Source organism: Paenibacillus sp. D51F (assembly GCF_053345695.1).
On the sequence record NZ_JBKFAO010000001.1, the window covers coordinates 683,520 to 704,456 of the forward strand.

At 44.9% G+C, this 20,937-nt stretch carries 13 protein-coding genes; all 13 read right to left on the reverse strand.

Going from position 1 to position 20,937, the window contains the following annotated elements:
- Positions 1–21: 21 nt before the first annotated feature.
- On the reverse strand, positions 22–732 hold the full coding sequence (locus ACLBWT_RS03205) for a hypothetical protein (protein ID WP_447661614.1): 711 nt from the start codon (positions 730–732) through the stop codon (positions 22–24).
- Positions 733–741: 9 nt separating this feature from the next.
- On the reverse strand, positions 742–2,625 hold the full coding sequence (pglZ, locus tag ACLBWT_RS03210) for a BREX-3 system phosphatase PglZ (RefSeq protein ID WP_447661615.1): 1,884 nt from the start codon (positions 2,623–2,625) through the stop codon (positions 742–744).
- Positions 2,626–2,639: 14 nt separating this feature from the next.
- Complete coding sequence (locus ACLBWT_RS03215; RefSeq protein WP_447661616.1) at positions 2,640–5,423, reverse strand: DNA methyltransferase; 2,784 nt, start codon at positions 5,421–5,423, stop codon at positions 2,640–2,642.
- Positions 5,416–9,093, reverse strand: coding sequence for a DUF6079 family protein (locus ACLBWT_RS03220; protein WP_447661617.1), 3,678 nt, complete (start codon positions 9,091–9,093; stop codon positions 5,416–5,418). Before ACLBWT_RS03220 ends, ACLBWT_RS03215 begins: the two co-directional genes overlap by 8 nt.
- Positions 9,094–9,112: 19 nt before the next feature.
- The gene (brxF, locus tag ACLBWT_RS03225; protein WP_447661618.1) at positions 9,113–9,571 is read right to left on the reverse strand and encodes a BREX-3 system P-loop-containing protein BrxF; all 459 of its coding nucleotides are present in this window, start codon (positions 9,569–9,571) and stop codon (positions 9,113–9,115) included.
- 206 nt (positions 9,572–9,777) lie between these two features.
- Complete coding sequence (locus ACLBWT_RS03230; RefSeq protein WP_447661619.1) at positions 9,778–13,098, reverse strand: UvrD-helicase domain-containing protein; 3,321 nt, start codon at positions 13,096–13,098, stop codon at positions 9,778–9,780.
- Positions 13,091–16,054 (reverse strand): PD-(D/E)XK nuclease family protein, encoded by a 2,964-nt coding sequence (locus ACLBWT_RS03235; RefSeq protein ID WP_447661620.1) that lies wholly within the window; start codon positions 16,052–16,054, stop codon positions 13,091–13,093. The genes ACLBWT_RS03230 and ACLBWT_RS03235 overlap by 8 nt, the downstream gene beginning before the upstream one ends.
- A 41-nt stretch (positions 16,055–16,095) precedes the next feature.
- The gene (locus tag ACLBWT_RS03240; protein WP_447661621.1) at positions 16,096–17,049 is read right to left on the reverse strand and encodes a helix-turn-helix transcriptional regulator; all 954 of its coding nucleotides are present in this window, start codon (positions 17,047–17,049) and stop codon (positions 16,096–16,098) included.
- Between the two features lie 54 nt (positions 17,050–17,103).
- Complete coding sequence (locus tag ACLBWT_RS03245; protein WP_447661622.1) at positions 17,104–17,481, reverse strand: HIRAN domain-containing protein; 378 nt, start codon at positions 17,479–17,481, stop codon at positions 17,104–17,106.
- 127 nt (positions 17,482–17,608) lie between these two features.
- Complete coding sequence (locus ACLBWT_RS03250; RefSeq protein WP_447661623.1) at positions 17,609–18,730, reverse strand: Fic family protein; 1,122 nt, start codon at positions 18,728–18,730, stop codon at positions 17,609–17,611.
- Between the two features lie 92 nt (positions 18,731–18,822).
- Positions 18,823–19,779 carry a 3'-5' exoribonuclease YhaM family protein gene (locus ACLBWT_RS03255; RefSeq protein WP_278739780.1) on the reverse strand — a complete coding sequence of 319 codons (957 nt, stop codon included), beginning with the start codon at positions 19,777–19,779 and terminating at the stop codon, positions 18,823–18,825.
- A 382-nt stretch (positions 19,780–20,161) separates the two neighbouring features.
- Complete coding sequence (locus ACLBWT_RS03260) at positions 20,162–20,746, reverse strand: zeta toxin family protein (RefSeq protein WP_447661624.1); 585 nt, start codon at positions 20,744–20,746, stop codon at positions 20,162–20,164.
- The gene (locus ACLBWT_RS03265; protein WP_015253841.1) at positions 20,739–20,918 is read right to left on the reverse strand and encodes a hypothetical protein; all 180 of its coding nucleotides are present in this window, start codon (positions 20,916–20,918) and stop codon (positions 20,739–20,741) included. The genes ACLBWT_RS03260 and ACLBWT_RS03265 overlap by 8 nt, the downstream gene beginning before the upstream one ends.
- Between the last annotated feature and the right edge of the window lie 19 nt (positions 20,919–20,937).

The window sequence follows — 20,937 nt, forward strand, 5'->3', positions numbered from 1 at the left end:
GCACACGAGCAGAGTTAGCGTTTATTTTAGCCCAACTAACAACCTTCCAATTCCTTGACGTGTAACCTCCAAATAATTGCCCGAAAGCTCGGATTCAAGCACACTAAGTTCGAATGGGAAAATACAGGGTTCTCCAGATAAATGATTTAATTCAATCACAGTCTTTCCTGTAACGATCAGTATAACTTGTACGAGCCATTTCTTTATTTCCGTCGAAGAAATATTGGTTTTTGCTTCCATGGTATGAGAATTACGCTTCCCCATGTCAAGGACTCCCCAGGAGCGAAGTGAACTAAGTACGGCATTCACAGATACTTCCACTCTCCGCCGTTCACCATACAGCCCTTTAATTTTCCGACCGATCTGTTCACTAGTCACCTCATCTTGCAAGTGAAACAAGTAGCCAAGCTGCTCTACCGTATCCTTGAAGAATGGATAAGCAAGGAGACACATCCCCCAATGAAGCACAAGCTTTTCTTCCCTCGATGCGCGTTGAAACATCTCAAGCGCCCTGTCACGAAGCTCGATATGCTCGTCTGAAACTAAGAACCAAATTTTAAACAAAATCGTACGGGCGTTAACACGTGATTTTGCTCCACCAATGTCGGCCATGAGCCGTTCATCAATTAACTGGTACAATGCATCCCTTGATGACATTCTAGGGATTTCATTCGCAATAAAATCAAGCTGATGAAGTTGAATTTTTTGATCGAAGCCGACTGCTTTTTTCATCTTGCACCTTCATTTTCTTTTTTGAATGTGGACAAAAGGGACAATAACCTCTTCTATGCTTGCACCGCCATGACTTACCACAATCTCACCTTCTCGTACGAAGGCTTCTCCTGTTTGAGCGATTAGGGCGTAATAATCATCCGGCAATCCCGTACCAGACCATCGTTTACTTGAATATTGTACTGCGGCTTGATCCCTTAGGACAACATCGCGATACACCCTTACGCGCTCTCCGAAGGTTTCAGGAAGTGTCCCATCATTCGTTCGACCTATTCCCTTACTTTCCTTGTTTCCATGATCGGAGGTAAGATAAACATTGAAACCCGCGTTCAACAAATCCAAAAGAAGGGATTGCAAAAATCTTTGTTTCAACCAAACACCAATCGCGGCATTCATGCCTAACTGGCCTTGTATGGTATTGTGAGTGAGTTGGTCAACCGTATCGACCACAATGCCAGCAACTTTGATATTCGATTTGGCCAATGCTGCAATATTCGATCGATCATATTCTCCTTGGCCTAAACCGCGTTCGTAAGTAACATACATTGAGGGAACGCCATTTCTTTCCCAGACTGACTTCCAGGCTTTTTCCTCTTTGGAGGTTGTGTTAATAGAATCGTAGAAGAATTTCGGAATTTCGCCAGAGAAGATAGACTGTCTGGATACAGAAGTTAAGGTAGGAATCCACGCGAATGAACCATAAACCTCACACTGGAAATCTTTCATTAACTCCTGCTCGATTTGAGCCCATTGAACAAAACTTAATCCATCACAGACAATAAGCGCAACCTTCCCTTGCCCCTTTAGCCTGAGCACCTCAACCGTCTTATGCACCATAACCGGAGCGTTTCGATCGGTTAATGTAGCCAACGATCCATAGTGATTTGATAACCAATGCTCAAAACCCGCTTCAACTCTTTCCTCCATATCTATTAAAAGTTTGCTTTCCCTATCCTCGAGTTTCAATTCTAATGCGATACTTTTGGCCTTCCCGAAAAGTCGTGCGATCTGTATCCAAGTACGGCGATCAGGTGAGGAAGAAAGTAAAGTCTCTACCTGCCGATCCATTTCTTTCAGCATTTCGATTTTCTGCTGCTTACCATCATAAGATATACCCCAGAAGAACACTTCAGGGAAAGAGTCGTGAATCACCGATACAGGCGACAGATCACCTTGGATGAAAAGCATGCTTAGCACAGCACGTACCTCAGGGTCCCAGAAAGCATGCGATTTCGGAAATTGATTCTCAACAAATCGTTGCCACTCCTGCTGCAAATACTGCAAAAAAGCATGATGTGAGGATATCCAATCTTGAATAGGAATATCGTTAATTCGACGTTGCAGATCTTCAATCAGATATTGTTGTATCGGTACCGGAATTTCACACTGAAGACGATGATATCGCATTGCGAGCAACAGACAATTGGATAGGGAATGAACGGAATCATAGGTTAACCCGAAGACTATTCTTAAGATAAAATCGATCGTTGCACGCTCGGAAGATAACGTGCCGCTTATAGTTATATCGGATAACAAATCTAGAGTTCGAGTATCCAATTGACGTACAATATGCGCAGAAAGTCCCGGGAACAGACTACTTTTCCGCAATTCAACCTTCTGTGCATTACTCCATATATCAAAAGGGATTTCTCTTAGGTCATCCAATTGGCTCGTAATAACGCAGTTTACATTTTGATCATTGTTCTTACATCGGACTTCCATTTCGTAGCGAAATGACGCTCTATCCTGAAACTTTATCAATTCTAATCCTTGACCCGTTAATGTAGAAATGATAATTTCATCTTCTAGCAATTGGTCTGGATCGCTGACAATCGTAAGATGGGGGAAAGGTGCTTGAAAACATTCAAGCACCTTTTGACGCCAACCGACCATTTCTATTCACTTCCTTACAGCCCAAGCTTCGTCTGCGCATTGTCATAGTATCGCAGGAGCTTCTCGTCTTCTTGCAGGATCGATTCAGGCAAACGATTTCCAATATCGACGATAATTTGATAGTTTTTCTCTGTCCACGCTTTATAAAATCCAATTCGAATCGCTTCCGTGCGGAACTGCTTCAACTTTTTCTTACTATTAGACAATTCCTCAACATACTGGTTGAACTCTCTCAGCAGCGACTTCTCACGGAGCTTTTCCAGATCGGCCTGCTTGTTCGGATCTGGTACATACCACCGGTTCTTAGCTTTTTCAATTAACTTCAAATCACTTTTAGACAAACCACGAAGGTCCTTAAAATCCGTGCTTAAATAAGCGTGAATCTGACTCGGGACATTACCTTCGCCATCATACATTAGAAAATTCTGCTCAAGAAGAACATCCAGTTCCGGCAACATTTCATGTTTAGCTATATGTTGTATCTCCTTCATAAAGTTAGGATGCAAATCTTGCCGCGTTTGTGGTTTCTTGAGCAGTTGCTGACGGATCCATTCAATTGCACTGTTCTCGTCTGAGACAAAGAGGCTAAGCTGGATAAACTCTTTCGCCTGAATCCTTTTTTTATCGTATTCTGCGACTTGAGTTTCGAGAAAAGCCATACCATCCCTCATAGGGAATCTTTGTTCGATCCCTGCTTGGAACTCGGCCGATGAGAGAGGCACATTTAAACCGTTTTGCACGTGATATGAAACCATTCGATCAAACAAGACTCTTGGGGTCCTCTCTACTACTAATTCCGAAGATCCCCTCTGTCCAATATGAACAGGCAATTGCTTTAAATGATTTCTAACAAATGTCCATGCAGAATCGTCTGTGGATTGATACTCGAGAATTTCCAACTTCATTTCATTCGAAGGTTTATATGCAGAAATAACCAAATCCTGTTTTACTGCGGTAGTTGTCGTAACAGCTTTAAAACTCCCCTGTTTCTTATCTAACGCTGATACGTTAGCTACTACAAAACCTGCCTCTGTAATAGCCGATTGAATGCTATTCCAAACAGATGCTTTAGTATTTGAAAACTCAACTGTCATCCAACGGCCTGGTTTTAATGTGCGAAATGCTTCCTTGAAGCAATCAGTCATGAGTTTCCTATATTCATTTAATCCTTTACCTTGAATAGTGTGTTCGATAGCCTCAGGAACAATATTGGTATTTACCTTAAGCCAAGACTCCCACATCGAATTCAGCTCGGAATAATTTATATTTGCCCCAAATGGAGGATCAATAAATATATAGTCCAAGCTTTCCGTTGGAATCATTGTGTTCTCAAAGCTTTGGCACTGAATCAAGTTTCTTCCTTTGACAACAAAGGCACGAGCGAAATCCATTACTTTTCCCGAAGCAGCATTTAAAACATTTGTTTCTGCATTCAGTGATGAAATATAAAGTGTACCGCTCAAAGGACCGTTACCACGGTTGCCCATATTATAACGGACAAGTCTTGAGCACAAAGTGGCGACTATTGACTGAAATACAATCTTATGTGATAGGGGACTTTTGTGTAGCAAAGCCGACAAAACCCAAAGGTTCCTCTTTGTATAGAAATGATGCATATTAGTAATACCTATTGGTTCATTCCTTCGCGTTTCTTGACCTTCCATCAATCGTTCAGTTGGAAACCAGTGAGGGATTTGTTTATTATTGATTCTCTCTATCAACATTAAATCAAAGTCATCAGGTGTTTTTTCAAAACGCTTGGCTCCCACTTTGTAATTAATGAGCACCGGGACTTGCTTAGCTTGTTTTACAGATTGTCCAGTAGCTGTATCAAAATTAATCACCCAGGCGCGTTCCATATTTCTTTTTGATAATTTTGATGAACAGTTAGGGCACGAGAATACATCTAAAACTGTACGGGTTACTTTATCAACAGCGGTTTCCCAAAACACAACTTCTTGGGTACATTCTGGGCAAATAAATACATCAGACCATACGGTATAATTAATTTTCCCAATGTGCCCATCCGAATGCTTCGTTTCATACATCCAGCCACATTCATCTTCAACTTCATTTAAAATTCTTTTTGCTTCTTTTTCAAAATTAGTCACATTTACAGGTGTATTATAATTATACGCTATAAAAGTTGCGGCGGGAGATAGATCGTTTAGAACAACATGACGGGCTCCCAATTTGGAAAATGGAATAAAGGTTGTTTTATTTCCATCATCAGAAGCCTCCGCTTTATAAATCGTTCCTTCGTTATCCACTTTGTAACCCAATTCAAGAACTGCACCTCGGTCCCCACACATTTGTGCTGCAACACCTGTCATACCTGTCCCACAAAACCCATCAACAACAATATCGCCTGGTTCAGTATAATGAAGAATGTATCGCATGATAGCTTTATGAGGAACTTTGGTATGATAACTATGGGCGTTATAGATTGGATCGTTTTTACCTTCACTTACATCAGCAGTAAAAGGCTCCCGGCGATATTGGTGATCATTCTGTCTTTCGGGCTTCGATGATTCCCACTCTTTCACAAAGTCCTCAATCCAAGGATTCGGACACGCCGTATAATATGGCGGATCAGACAGGGTAAGTATATCCTCATCCTCACCGATGGGGAATCCTTCGATCTTTCTAAGTTCCGGAAGTTTCTTTCTCAATTCTTCCGTAAAGTAAGCGCGACGGGCTTCATCATTTTCAAACGTCATGCCCAAACAGGTCACAGGACCTGTTTGGGCTGTTTGATTCGCATTAGCAAATTCAAGTTGTTCAACCTTATCAGCCATTCTCTATTTCACCTTTCCGTAGTAAAATCCTTACTCGATTGCCGTGGCCAGTACCAATATGATTCCGGACTAGTTCTTCAAAACGGCTTCTCAACTCCTCTACCGTCAATGGGTGGCCATTCCCAGCCATCTGGAATAATTGCTCTACTGATAGTTCCACTTTACGTATCCCTTCAAACAGGTCCTTCAATGTTTGGACTAATTTTAAGTCTACAGGGGATGAGAATTTTCCTTCTTGGATGAATTGTTCGATTAGTTGCTTTTGCTCTGCATTAAGTAATGTAATATTTTCTTTGATCTCAAGGTCATTCAGCGTACTTATTACAGTTCCCGTCCAGGATGATACCAACTCATCAAGTTCCTCATTCATCTTTGCAATACTCACTTGTTGAACGTAAGGCTCATCCTTCGGACGATATCGGCAATGAGGACAAATCACCGAATGTTCCAAATCATCCTTCTTCAAATTCCAGCAGAACTTAAGCTGGTCCAACTTTGACTTCCATTCCTCCAGTTGTCTTGAAGGTAAGATGGAGATACTCGTCAATTGACGTAACGTTGCATATCTGCCATCTTGTAGTACTTGATCCCTCTTATTTTGATCCGTAATACCGAGTCTAGCGCCGCTATGCATCGTGTAATATAGATCGATATACTGTTCTTTCAGTTTCTGTAAGCTTTGAATCTCCTTTTGGCAATCTCCTCCGGATTTCAAGGCATGAAGAATGTCTTCTAGTGCCCCCTCCGCTTTCGCATGCCATTCATGTTTCACTTGCACATGGTTTAATGCATTAACGATATACTGCGCTTTTTGCGTTACATCGATTGTCCTTTGTTCTAACGTTCTTAACTGTTTAGCCAGATATAAATGCTCTTGTATTGTCTCGATATCGGCAATTGAGTATTTGAAATTTTTCAATCTAGCCGGTGTATTGTACACACTTAGGCTTTGTAAAAACTCGTTGAGTTTCCGTAGTTTCTGTTGATTTTCTTTAATTTCATTCTCAGGGAGCAATGGAAAATCCCATGTTGGAATCCCGGATTTAATATCTTGCTCCAACTTTACGATCTCTTTCAACAACTTCTCCACTTCCACTTGCAACTGAGCGACCCCAGTTGCTTGAGATTGGGGTTGGAGAAGTCCATGACTAATTGCAAACAGATCAAATAATGCTCGTAATTCCGCTAACGGCAAATCGGAAGGCTTTTTAATATGGGAAAATTCCATGATGCCTTCTGGTTTAAGACGGATTAAGTCATCAAGTTTCATTGAGTTATATGTCGTGCCGTTGATTGTGATTTCGATGTCACCGCTATAAACTAGCGCTACCAATAATACCGCCAGCAGTTCCGGTTCTAATTTGAACTCCATTGTTCTCTTGACTTCCATCCCGCCGGCGATACGATCCGTATGCAGCAGTTCGGACGCATTAACGACCTGGTTATGACCTTTGGAGTTCAGAAGCTGCATAATCCAATTGGCATATCCAGATTTTTGGACGTTTAATTTTTCACCATCTAGTAAAACCAATCCATTTAGAAAATCCCTAGCCATTTTTGTCTTTTTCGTTGAATTAATTGCGCTTAAGGCTTCCGGAATATAAGTATTTTTAATGGCGTCCCATTTTATCGGTCTATCCGTACCAAATACCGGGTAGTCTGGGTACTTTTCTTCAAACCAATCAGAAAAACAATCATCTACAGCTGTATCAATAATATCACGCACTGATTCTTTAGTAGGTGCGGCAAAACTCCATTCTTTTAACTTCTTTGTAATCCCTCTATATGTCATTTTGTAAACTTCCGGCATATTGACTTTAAACCAAGCCACTAATTCCTTAATGTAATAATTGGCTTTTTCTTCATAGAGTCCTCTAGTTGCGGTTGATGTATTCGATGCCATCTCCATTGCACCAGCATACTGCTTCAACATAAAGAGCAATGTTTGATCCTTCGTATCAAGCACAAAGAAAACTTCATCAGGTTTCTTTTCATCCGTAAATTTGGGAACATCAAAAGTTTGTAAGAAATAAATATAAAAATCTTGCTCCGGTTGAGCTGTAGAACGTTCATTTGGTGCTCCAAAGAAAAGATAACCAGGTCTTGTTGCCTTATGATTATACCAATCAAGTTCATATGACCAAATACGGTAGCCGGTTTTATAAGTAGCTGGAGTAAGCTCAAGAACTTGTTGAAGCACTTGAAAATAATAACGATCTAACTGCTCTCCGCTTAACGTTTCCGCTTTACTTGCAATGTGATCGTCTACAGGAACATCCTTGTCAAGATCAAGATAGTACTGTCCGTTTTCTTGATTGGTGGAAATAAATTGATAGCTAACCGATTTCAATATCTCTTTAAGTGTTGACTCGATGGTAGTATCGAGAAATTCTACGTCCATGTCACAGTTCTTATCGAACAAGAACAATTGGTCCCGCATTTCCGATGGTGTCATGCCAATCCGAACTCTTAGATCATCCGTTGTAAGTCGGAAGACAGATAGAGCCTGAACGATTCGTTTGGCCATTGGTTTATATGAAGGTTTTTGGAATGAGTATTCAACCCGATCTAGCAGAACATCTGCTTTCTCCATCACTTCCCGAACATCTGGATCTGAGCGTAATGTGCTATCGGATTGTATATAGGTCCAGTAACTATCAAATGAAACGATCCCCGGGCTATCTGCCGGAACCTCTTGATCAAGTAGTTTATCTATCTCATCGCTAACCGTCGTTAAAGCAACACGTTTCTCTGCAATCTTAACTTTCTGGAACGAAGTCAAATAAGCCGGATGAATGGGGAACATATCCACATACTTCTCAAGTTGCTCCCCTAATTTATCATATAACGGAGCAAACTTTTGCAAATGCTCCCGAATATAAGCTTTTTGTGTATCGTTCTTCTTAAGAAGACGTTGCGAAACGACAAATTCTATATCTTCACGAGCGATAATCGCTTGAACTGTTCTTTCTTTTACTCTTCTTAATTGCTCAGCGACAAAAGCAAACCTCGGATTATCAAACAACATTTCTTGCACACCGGTCATAAAACGGAACCTTGTCGACTGTGTAATCTCACCCATGGCCCGGAGGAAGTTAAGGTCCAACATCAGTTCCTGTTCTTTCCGGCTACGCAAGTAATCTAATAATTCGTCTATGATGAGAATAAATCCGTGATCTGGATATGTCTCGTGGAAAGCGGACATTAATTTGACGAGCTCATCTTTATTGCTGACAACTTGAGAAAGCTCTGGCATCTCATAGCTAACACCAATACTATGTAAGTATTCAGTCATCTCTCGAAACAGCACTTCCCGGAAAGGCATGTCAATACCATCGAACTCGATTCGAAGCACCTTAAACTTTCCTTCGATCTCCTTGGCTTTAGCCGCAACTTCCTGATTTTGCAGTCGGGCACTTGTACCCGGATATTCCGCTATTGCAGCAATAACACTCATTAAATGCGATTTACCTGTTCCATAGTTTCCGACAACCATGATCCCTTTATGGTCAATAGGACGATCGAATTGTAATTGCTCAATGATAATATCATTGAGTACCTCTGCCATCCGATTTGAAATTACATAATTATCAATAATGCTGTCGTCAGCGGTTCTTAATTCGATAATAGAGCGGATGGGCTCAAATTGTACAAGCTCACGATATTTCATAAACATTTTGCCTCCTAGTTTAGATCTCGATTACATAACTTAAATACGATGTATCACTTGAGTAATATTCAGGATGTTCGGATGTTGCGTAAGTTAAAGTCCCTCTTTCTATCATTCCTGGCCAATGAATAATGAGCGTCTTATTTCCGCTTAAATTTTCAAATAATCGAATTGGATTCTGCCTCAACTCCGTGTCGAATAAATACTCAATACGGTCTAGGAAGACTACATCGTTACTATTGCTAGCAATAAGAGACCTAAGTATCCTCCCTACCTCAAATGGCCGTTTGTCAGGGGGGAGTTGTCGTAATTGCTCGGATAATAATAAATTTACATTTAATATTGGAATCGCCATTTGATGAATAGCTCGATGCAGTTTTTCTTTCGAGACACGATTTGCCACGACAAACAACATTCTATTTCGCTTCGTTCTAGTTGCCTCGATTTCCAAAGAAATTAATTCTTGCAGATTATCCATATGCCTTCACTCCGGTTTTTCACTCATATCCAAAAAATGAATCTCAAGTACTATTTCCACAACTAAAAAGCTTATTCCTGCCCATGATTACTTAAGCTCATTTATCATTATAAAGAACTTTGCTGACAATTGTCTGTCAGCTAGTATATGTTCGATTATATACTAAAAATTATCGATGATTTGATTTATGTGTGAAAAAACACAAGTTACAATTCGGAAATCACAGCTACCGGTACAAATCTTCGTAAACTAACAAAATACAACCCAGCTTCCTTCACCCGATAACCGAACGTTTCAGACCAGGCCAAAGCATAAGCCTGCACTTGAGGCGCATAAAACCCGACAAACTGCTCTAATTTACTCTCATCCAATTGATCCGTTTTGAAGTCGACGATCACCCAGCCATCATCCTCTTCGAAAGCGAAATCTATTACACCCTTCACCAAGAGATTGCCGCCGTTATTTGATTGATGCGTCAATGCCACGGTAGCTGTTTCGGATATTGCCTGTTCGATTGCGGGAAAAGGCGTTGCCTCCCCATTTCTCTGATGCATCATGATCGGGATCTCAAACAACCGCTGCTTTGCTCGTTGACTTCGCTGCCAGAGTTCGCTATCCAGCACTTCTCGGAGTATAGGAAGAGCATCTCCAGCAATCTTCTCTGCAACCCCTTCGACTTGGCAGAGATATTGAACGTAATCAGGCAATTCACTCATCGGAAGGCCTTTTCCGACCACCTCAAGTCCCTTATGGATTACGCTGCCGAATGATTGGCCCCACCCAGTGGCTGACCATTCCGGTGTTTCGCCCATGCTCTTCGTCAGTCCAGTAACGGTTGCTTCGGCATAGGTCAGTTGGCGCAGTTGATGGAACACCTGCTCCCTCTGAGCCAAGTAAGCCCCCAAATCGATTGATGCGATATCTCGCTCCATTTCCTCATCACTTTCTTCAGTCCCTACATCCGCTTCCGGAACATCTATCTCCCGGATATGATCCATCCCCCCCACTAGCGAGCTCCACGGGCATTTCGCCGGCTGCTCAGGGTAGAGGCTGACAACCAACATTTGTTTTGCTCGTGTCGCCGCGACATAGAGAAGACGATCCCGCTCCGCATGCATGAAGGCTCGTTCCCGCACGCTCATCGATTCCCAACCTACCGGCTGGGCAATCGTTTCTTTCTGAAATCCTTTCGATTGTTGGATCAGGAAATAGCCCGCTGCCTCTGTCTCCGAACGATCAACAAACTGGTCAGCGTCATGATCCTTGTCCCCGCAAGGACAAGCGAGAAACACGACAGGCGCTTCCAGGCCTTTTGCCTTATGCACATTCATGATCCGTACCGCTTGACCTTTGCCCGTATAGAGACTGGCAGTTTCCATCCCTTTGCTCTCCCGAATGGCCGATATCGCCTGCGCCAGTTCATGCCAATCCGATGCAAGCAAGGCGCCACGCTGCAAGAGCTCCAGCATCTTGAGAAGAGTTCCAGAACGATTGGCACCAGCTTCTTGTATACTAGAATAAGGTAAAAGACCGGTGTCCTCTATAATGCGGTGTAGTGCTGCCCATGCAGGCATTTCCTTGACCCAGCCGGCATATTGCCGCAATTTCCATAATGCAGCGGTAACAAGATTGCCCCGTTCTTCTGTTTCCTCCGGCAGCCGATAAATTGACCATGCATTTCCTTGAGCACGATACGCTATCAGTTCCTTGTCGCTAATACCGAATAGAGGCCCGCGCAAGACGCTCAGCATCGCCACATGGTCAGACGGATCGGCCAGATAGAGAGCTAATTGTCCAAGTGTATGAAGCTCGGGATATAAGGCGGAGCTTCCGACCGTTTCCGCGGCTACCCCCCTCTTCTCCAACTCTTCCGCGTATAGGTGCAAATAATGCCTTGTTCTTGCCAAAATCAGAAAATCACTAGGCCGCGCCTCTCTATACACCCAAGTTGCGCCATTCCGCTCCTGAATGTGCATATTCCCATCTCGGCAAGCCCACGCAATAGTTGTGGCTATACGCTCTGCGTCAACTGCCGCTACTGCATCCTTGCCTCCCGGAATTTTCGGATACGTAAGCGCATAGATCCCGTGGTTCGCTTTCTTGTTTACTTTGGGATTGGGTATATTCGTTTCCATCCGGACATACGCCGCTTGAACCTCGCTTTCCCAAACGGGAAGCTTGCCGACGAATTGCCCATTCACAAAATCGCCGATCGCATCGACGGATCGGAAATTGCTGGTCAAGTGAAGAACATCTCCACATGCGTGAATCCTCGATTTCACCTCGTTATAAATGGAAATATCCGCGCGGCGGAAACGATAGATGGACTGTTTCGGGTCTCCTACGAGGAACAAAGAACCCGGCTTTGGAGTAAGCTTCCGCCAATTTCGTTCATTCGGATCATCCCCGCCCCCCGTTAAGAGAAACATCATTTCCGCTTGGACCGGGTCGGTGTCCTGAAATTCGTCGACCATTACCCGTTGGTAGCGCCCGGCGAAAAACGCTCGAACCTCCGGGTAATCACGCAACAGACGGCATGCATTCATCAGAAGATCCTGAAAGTTCAGCTTCCCTTCCTGCAATCGCCGTTCTCTGCAATACTCCAATGCAGGCAAGACAAATTGAATGACCTTCGGATACAGATATTCCCGCCACGATTGAAGAAAGGGGAACAGGACCGTGATCTGCCAATCATGAAATCGTTCGGAGATGGCTTTGGCTTGCTTCTTATCCGTCCATTTGTATTGCTTCACATCCAGTTTAAAGTCAAACATCTTCGCAAGTGTTAGCATCAGCATATTGTCCTGCTCATCCGACAACCGCAGCATACGATTAGCAGTACGCAGTTTTGCCTGAAGATTATCCCACCCTTTTTCCGGTTCAGCTGTCGGTAGAAACCTGTTGGCTTCTTCGATCATGGGAAGCAGGGAGAGCCGGATTAGGTTAAAATCAGGACAATGAACCGGTTCGCAAGGGATTTGGAGATCCGTAAAAAGGGATACCCGATCATAGACATTCTTCAGGATGCTGACGTCGATTCCCACCTCGGTAAAGGAGGCAAGTGCTTCACTATCTTCCTCCTGCAGCTGAATCAGATATTCATCCCAGCATTGATCGTGGAACGCGCGATTCATTTCATCATCCATTTCTTCGAAAGAAGGGTCCAATCCGGCCTCAATCGGTCGCTCGCGAAGCATGGAGGAACAGAACGCATGGATCGTTCCAATGAAGATTTGATCCAGATTGGCCAAAGCTTCTTCCAATCGGTCTCTATTTTCTCCTTCAACATCAGCCGCTTTCCGCTCCAGAGCAATACGGAAACGCTCCTTCATCTCATCCGCCGCTTTATTCGTAAAGGTGATCGCCGCAATATGCTCCATCTTCGCCGTTCCGGACTCGATGAGCGCCAGCAATCTGCCGACCAAGCTGGTTGTCTTGCCCGAGCCTGCACCGGCTTCTACCAGAAAAGTTGTATCAAGCTCTTCCACTATCCTCTTTCTAGCTTGTTGATCGGATGGTTCATTCAATGTTCTCCACCTCCAGCAGCGTGTGCAGTAGTTCCGAATTTGCTTCATCCTTTCGCTTATGGGCCATCATCTCTGCGTGCTCTCCGCATACAGCCGCATAGTCGCAATATCGGCAGACCGCAGGATTTGAAGCGGGAATAAACAATCCCTGTTCCATCGACAAAAGGATTCCCCGGATCACCGCGGTGACTCGATTCCGTTCGGTTTGCGGGCGTGCAATCACTTGCCCGTGCCCCCGTTCGCTTGGAAAGACGTAAGACGCTTCAAGCACTTTTGCATCAGAATCCACACCCGTTTGCCGCATCCATAGCTCCGTCCCCATTGCGTAAAGCGCGTGTTGCAGCTGCGTACCGCCTGCGAACATGCCATTTTCCTTGTAAGGCCGAGGACTGCCGGTCTTATAGTCGATAATCCGATATTGATGCGGCGCAACTTGATCGATCCGGTCGACGATCCCGCGCAGCGTAATCGCCATGTCCTCGCCAAGCTCAAGGTGCAACGGCTGGCCGTCCACGATGAGCTCTTGTTCGAAAAACCGGGGAGCCGTCTTAGCCTGCAATTCCATGCGATAGAACACGTCCACATCCCGGAGCATCGCTTGCCGTTCCCTCTCAAACACATGAGGGCTCGGTGCCGGAATCCGCTCGGCATACAAGAGAATCGTCTCCTCCGCAATACGAAGCAAACGGGCATGATCGTGTGTAATAGGCATGACTTTACTTGCGTTGACTTCCGTCATATAACGACGATAAACCTCGTGCAGCAGCGAGCCTCTTTCATTCGGCTTCAGCCAGGAGGTACGGTCAAAAGTCACCTGATCTTTCACGCGAATCCTGAGCACATATTGGAAAAAGTACCGCATCGGACATTCCGCGTACTTCTCCAATTGACTTGCGCTAAGCGTCCGTTCGTCCCGGTCTTTCCAATAATCAGTCCATTCATCCCCCGCTATATATCCGTCATGCTCCGTCACTTGCGAGCTGCCACGCGCCTCGAGTGCAAGTCTGCCTTGACGAAGCGACGGATAGACCGATTCGATGAAGGATTGCCGGTCCCTCATAAGGTTTACATTCGCATGGATTTGTCGGAAGACATAATGAGAGCCGTCCAATGGCAGTCCATTTAGCTCAGTAGAGGATGGCTGCTCTACATCCAAATACCCGACAGGTTCGCCTAAGCTTCGGTGCAACATCTCATAGTCCGCATTCGTTTTTCCGGATACTTTTCGGAATACCTGTAGAAGTTGAAAAGCCGGGCTTGCTGTCGCTCCTTCTGCCAAGTCATACGACGAGAAGCTAAATGTGATATTGCCACTTATCATCCCAAGCCGACCATCACGAAGGCGTTGCCGATCTCTTTGTCTCTGCACGGCTGTTTGAAGCCCGGCATCGATCCGTCTGCACTCTTCATCGAGAAGCATGGGATTTTGCCTGATATTCCCGGACCACGACTGTTCATCCATCCCGAGAAGAAACGTATGTTTTCTCCCGCTGATCCCCCCGTTCGCCAAACTCGATATGTACAGGAATCCGGGCTTGGGTAACCGTTGCACCCCGACTCGAAGTTCCTGCAGCATGTCTCGGGCATACAAGAACATTTGCTGAAACGGCATCGAGTCCGGAACAGGACATTCCTGCAGTTCTTTAGCGATACCTTTCATTTCTTGCAGGACGATCGCATCCTCTTCCGTTCCGCATACACCAAATCGATCCAAGATGTTAACGAGCCATCCCCAGATTCCCTTAGGAGAGGAGAGCGCCGCTTCGTCAGGAAACAATTCTCCCAGGAGGTTTGTCAGATGCTTCTTGATCTCGTCATCCCGCTGTTGTTGTTCCGTCCGCTCCCGTTCTTCGGGTTTTTCATCTGAATCCCCTTGGGACCGAACATGCCCTGCCACCAGCAACTTGATATACCGTTCTTTCCCCCAGCCGATTCCGCTTTTCTCCAGGGCTCGAATACAATCTGCATTCGTTATTCTTTGGTCACGATCGGAGAAAGTGATCAATTGCTGCTGTAGCATCGATGTTAGCTGCCTCAATTGGTAACCGGACTCTAACCAGTTCAGTAGGAAATGTGCGGCTCTTCCCATTCTGGATGTAATCACAGGCAGCCCGTCTGCAAAGGAAGAGGGAAGACCGAAAGAAGCACACATGGTCGAAATAACCAACGCATATTCTTCATCCGGGACGATCATCTCCACTTCATCCAATGGAATCCTACACTGAATGATTCGTCTCAATGCTTCGCGAACCTCCGCCAGCCTTCCGGTCGCATGATAGAACTGAACCTCTCCGAACGGCAATGTGGATTGAACGTCAGTGAAGGAAGAATCCGCAATAATCCTCGTCATCCGTCCGTTTGACAACCGCTCCAGCATTCGAGCGGAAACCGGTGAAAGCGGCATAGGGTCTGGCAGAATAAGCTCCACGTTTTCCGGCAATTGGGTTGGTAAATGCGACAAAAGGCCGGGGAAATCGATCCAGCTCCGCTGATTCAGAAAGCGCTCATACGCTGACAGCACCTTTTTGACATAGCTGCCTTTTTGCTGGCTCATAAAGTGGTCGTCTCGAAGCTCCCCCGCTCTCACTCCGGCACGGCGCAGATCCATAATGGCTTGGTGAACATGCATGGCAATACCAGGCTTTACTTGATCCACCGCGATGTAGGAATCCGGCTTGGAAGCCATTTGTTCCATGACATGATGGATAATCCAAAAGGACCGCTGTTCCCCGATTAAAGTCAGCCCTTGTTGATACAGGGAGAACTGAACCTGACTTCTTACAAAGGATTGAACCGTTTGGACCTCCACATTCATAACCGGCCCTAATTCCCGGCATATTCGCATCAACCAGGACTGTCCTTCGATGTAGGAAGGAGCAATAACAATTTTGCGGCGAAATGGCTCTCTACGGATTGCATCATATAAACGTTCTAGAAACGTGCCTGCTATTTTCAAAAGGGATACCTTCCTTTCGTCTATCTTTCAACAACAGCACCTTACTGCCCATACAACTTCCCCCAACGCTGTAGCTGTTCCTTGAGCTTTTCCCGGACAGATGCAGGCTCTAAAATCTCCGCTGAAGGTCCGTACTGAACCACCCAATTCATAAACTCCCGCTCGTGGTTGACGGTGACCTCGAATAATAAGCTGCCGTCCGGCAGATCGGTCATCTTCGGTCTCACGAACAATTCTTCTTCCTTCACATAGCGGGCGACATCCGGATGGAATTTAATCTTGAAAGTGATTAAAGAATCCCCGCGTTCAATCGACCAGGTATGCTTCATATACTGAGCAATGTTAAAATCACCCTTGTCGAATCGATTACTTGTCAACTCTACATGGCGGAAACGGCTTATACGAAACGTGCGAATGTCCTGCTTGGAATGACAATAGCCGATCAAGTAAAACCGTTGATCCCGCGGGACCAAATAGTACGGATCAATTTGGCGCTCCGTCAATTCATTCCGGCTCTGGGTATGGTAAACAGCCCTGATCGTCTTACTGGCGATAATCGCTTCCATGATGGACAGCAAGAAGTTGGCACTGTTCTCCCGATAAGCCGGGGTGCCCATTTGGATCATGTCTGCGACATTTTCCAGTGTATCGTACCGCTTCCGGGTTTCTTTCACATGGGTAGCCATCACCTTGTTGTAGGCGGATTCAAAGCCTGGAGGCAATTTGCTGGTGTCCAACACGGAGGGCAGGACAGAGAACACCAACGCTTCCTGCTCCGTGAAATTCAGCGGGTACATGGCGAAATTACCGACAAAACGGTACCCTTTTCCGTAACCCTCGTTTGTAATCGGTGCGATCAAGTCCAAAATCCGCATGTCCCTATAAATCGTACGATCCGTTGTCTCGCATTTGTCCGCCAGCTCCTTGGCCGAAATCCCCGGATTGGATTGAATGGCGAGAAGTATTTTAAAGAGCCGAATCACTTTATCCGTCATGCTATATCTCCTATCATGGCATATAGAATGTAAATCCTTATCATCATTGGGATTCTACACTTTACCTGGTTCTTCCTGCCTATAAGGAGAAAACGCAACGTTCTCTGTCGTTTTGATGATGTAAACTTCCTCTAGACCCGGCGTAAGTTCAACAATTGCCGTATCCTTAACGACAAATCGCACCATGCCGCAAACATGATGCTCAAACCTATCATAAATCCGGCCGGCGCTGCGGCATCCTTTCGGTACGGTATGCGGACTGTTGGCGACATAGCCGATTTTGCCCAAAGGGATCATATCCACCTTTATCGCTTCATGGTCATGCGGATTATCCGGGTCTTTGATCAAGTGAACGACCTGACCCGGCTTTAGAAATGCTGCTCCGTAGTAATGCTGCGTGCCTGTGACGGCGATATAGATCGGTTGATCCACTGTACTCTCTCCCGCATGTCTTTCCTTCATTATGACGGATCGCAACGACCATAGATTGTCAGCGAATATATGTTCTGCGCACAAAAAAAGCACTGCGGCATCTCAACTTGAGATCGCAGTGCTGCAATCATTTTAGAAAATGGGCGAATTTATCCGGCGCAGTTCGAATTTCTTGAGCCAGCTTCTCGTATTCCGCAGATAATTTAATCGAACGAACTCTTTTGGCGTCTTGATCGCGCGGCTCAATGAATCCTTCTTCTCTCCAATGACTTACCTTTTCCCTTATTGAACGGTCCGACAAACGCAGCAGGTCCCTCATTTCGCTTGTCGTTAGGGTATCTTGTTTAAAGGTTAATTGAGCAAACACCATTCTTTGCTGGGGATCTAACTTACGAATTAGATCCGGTTCGATTTTCGTCATTTGAGCAGATTTCTCCGTTACGATGGCAGCGGCTTCTTGAAAAACCTCCGCCAAACCATCGATAAAGAATTCCAGCCAAGGCGTCAAATCAGCTTCATTCCGCCCAAAATAATAATTGTGATGGAGACCCAACTGGAGTCGTCGATAATATTCAGCCAAGTTGCGGTCATAGAAATTCTCGAGTACAAATAACCCCTTTAAACCATATCCGCCGCGTCGTAAAAGATATGTCGTGATCATCCGGGCCGTTCGGCCATTTCCGTCCAAATACGGATGAATCGTTAGGAACTGCCACATGAATATGCCAGCCTTGATAGGAACCGGAACCGAATAGGTTTCCGGCGAGTTCACCCAGGCAACCAAATCCTCCATTAATACCGGGACATCTTTCCATTCCGGCGGCAAATAAAAACCGGAGGCATTGCGGCTGCCTACTTGATTCTGTTCTTCGCGATACTCGCTAACACGCGGTCTTCGTCCGTGCGATATTCGGATAATGGCATGCAGCTTTTTAATAAATTCCTCTGTGACCGGGAGCTGCCTTTTTTCGGCTTCATCCAGATATTCCAAAGCTTTCATTAAGTTATAAACTTCCTGCTCTTCATTGTCATTGCTGGTTTGGTACAAAACTTTTCGCTTCGTCGCCTCGTCAAGCGTGTTTCCTTCAATTTTCGTTGAAAGAATGACCGTCTTTTCCATCGATTCTTTCTTAAGCATATCCAGAATAGATGCGGGCAATGGAAGCAAATCCACCACAACACTGGCTCGTTGTATATCCATTAGTCTGCGGGCTATGGTGTCCGTTATTGAATATTTGGGTGTAAACATAACATCACCTTCCTCAATAACATTGTACCATTGCCGCTATTTTGCCGCAAAGTATTTTTGTTTCATTGCATTTTCTTCGTATATTTTAATATCTACAATGACATCCGGTACAACGCTTTATTCTCCAGCCCTCGAACCGGCTGTGTCCATAACTCCTTGTCCGAAGTGGCGCTTAGTGCGTCCTCCGCCATCTGGAGTTTGGCATCCAGTGCGTCAATATAGTGCAATGCTACCGCTTCTGCCGTTTGCGGCTGTACCGGGCTCCCCCATTCTCCGAGGTTATGGTGAGAGAGAATAAGGTGCTGCAATCCGATTACTTGTTCCGAATCAAGCGGAAGTTCCAGCCGCAATGCAGCTTCTGTGATCCAACCAGCTGCCATTGCAATATGACCGATCAACTTTCCCTGAGTGCTATAATCTGTCACGACCCCAAGCTGAGCGATCATCTCCTCTGGCTTTGCAATATCGTGTAGGATAATCCCGGCTTTGATCATATCTGCATTCAGAAATGGCCGCTGCTTGCATAGGAACTCACCAATTTCCAGCATACGAACGATATGATAAGCCAGTCCGGCAAAGTAAGCATGATGGTGCATTTTGGCTGCCGGATAATGAGCCAGTTTCTCACTCACCTTATCGACGCAAAAGCTTACAATATCACGAATGACCGGATCCCAAATACTCTCGATGACTCTGTATATGACCTCTAATAATTCCGCAGATTCAATTGGAGCCGCCCGAATAAAATCGGTTAGGGACACACCGTCTTCATTACTTACATTGCGAATCCGGGTGATCTTAACCTGCGGCTTTTCCCGATACAATTGAACGATTCCCTGAACCTTGACTAGCGTCATCGGAGAAAAGTCGTCTTTTTCCGTTTCCTTCACATCCCAATACTTGGCAGGAAGCTGGCCGCTGGCATCACACAGCACCAAATCGAAGTAATCCTTTGCCGGGGATGTGTTGGTCTGCTTCAGCTCCAGCTCTTTCAGCAAATAGAAGCCGACGAATTCATCATTCGTACTCAGATCTTTAATCAATGTCATTCTGTTCACCCCCAATTACAACTCCAAAAACTCTGCCTCTGCCTCAGTGATCTAGTATATTTTTATTTTATAATTAAGTCATGACAACTTTTTGTCAGCGAATATATGTTCTGAACAAAAAAACGACCAGATCTAATCCGGTCGCGTAGAAGTCCTTATTCACATTGGGAAAATGTAAAATTCAAGCTTTAATCATCATCGGTTAGAATTAACTCCCTTTTACAAACATCACACTGGACCTTGATAACCAATCCTAGACTTGTTGGTATAAATATGTACGCAAACTTTGCTCCCGTTACATCCTTGGGTTCACATTTATCCCAATCATTAATTTTGTTTTCCATAGAATTATTAATTTCAAACTTCATATCATCCTCCGTAATCAATGTAACTGATCCTTGATCTTTTGCACCCATATTGGAAGAGATTCGGCCTGATATTTTAAAACATGATGTTCGGCTTGTATAACGATTTCACCGGAAACTTCGCTATTATCAATCACAATCAAATGATCAATGAGATGGATATGAGTTAGCAGATTTTGCATGGATGTGGTTTGTCTCCGAATGATGTCTTCAGTCGGTATATGATGTCCGCCGTTTCGAACTCTGGCGGCAACACGTTCGATATTGAGCCGAACATCATTTAGACCCACATAAAACATCATCACTTCAAAGCCGTTCGCCTTGGCTTCCCGTATCAGTCGTATCGCATTACCGCCGGCCAAAGTCGTTTCTACAGAAAAATCGCGTTTATGATGGATACAATCTCTCGCAAGTTTAATCGCTTCTTTGCCTGCGGATACTTTGCGGCGATCCGGATGGTCAGAATCAATGCTCCGAGCTAAAGCGTCGGGATCTATATTGACACTGATACCAAGCCTGTCCACTATCAAATTGCAAATGGTGCTTTTGCCGCTGCCGTTATTGCCGGCGAATACAACCATCACTGTGGAGTACTCATTCATGATGAACCCCAGGATTGTCGATTGGCTCGATCACACCGTTTGCATATTCTTTGACAATCTGGCCTTTTTCCGTTTGATAGACAATATAAGTTCCGTTCGCTTTTGCATCCAGTTTCGCGCGATCGCCCGTAAGTTTGATCAGTTTTTGCAAATCTTGAATACGGTCCATCATAGGTCACCATCCAACTCGA

Coding starts and splice junctions, on each gene's coding strand:
- ACLBWT_RS03250 (WP_447661623.1), bottom strand. CDS start 18,730: ATGTTTACACCCAAATATTCAATAACGGACACCATAGCCCGCAGACTA.
- ACLBWT_RS03260 (WP_447661624.1), bottom strand. CDS start 20,746: ATGAATGAGTACTCCACAGTGATGGTTGTATTCGCCGGCAATAACGGC.
- brxF (WP_447661618.1), bottom strand. CDS start 9,571: ATGGATAATCTGCAAGAATTAATTTCTTTGGAAATCGAGGCAACTAGA.
- pglZ (WP_447661615.1), bottom strand. CDS start 2,625: ATGGTCGGTTGGCGTCAAAAGGTGCTTGAATGTTTTCAAGCACCTTTC.
- ACLBWT_RS03205 (WP_447661614.1), bottom strand. CDS start 732: ATGAAAAAAGCAGTCGGCTTCGATCAAAAAATTCAACTTCATCAGCTT.
- ACLBWT_RS03240 (WP_447661621.1), bottom strand. CDS start 17,049: ATGACGGATAAAGTGATTCGGCTCTTTAAAATACTTCTCGCCATTCAA.
- ACLBWT_RS03255 (WP_278739780.1), bottom strand. CDS start 19,779: ATGACATTGATTAAAGATCTGAGTACGAATGATGAATTCGTCGGCTTC.
- ACLBWT_RS03265 (WP_015253841.1), bottom strand. CDS start 20,918: ATGATGGACCGTATTCAAGATTTGCAAAAACTGATCAAACTTACGGGC.
- ACLBWT_RS03220 (WP_447661617.1), bottom strand. CDS start 9,093: ATGAAATATCGTGAGCTTGTACAATTTGAGCCCATCCGCTCTATTATC.
- ACLBWT_RS03215 (WP_447661616.1), bottom strand. CDS start 5,423: ATGGCTGATAAGGTTGAACAACTTGAATTTGCTAATGCGAATCAAACA.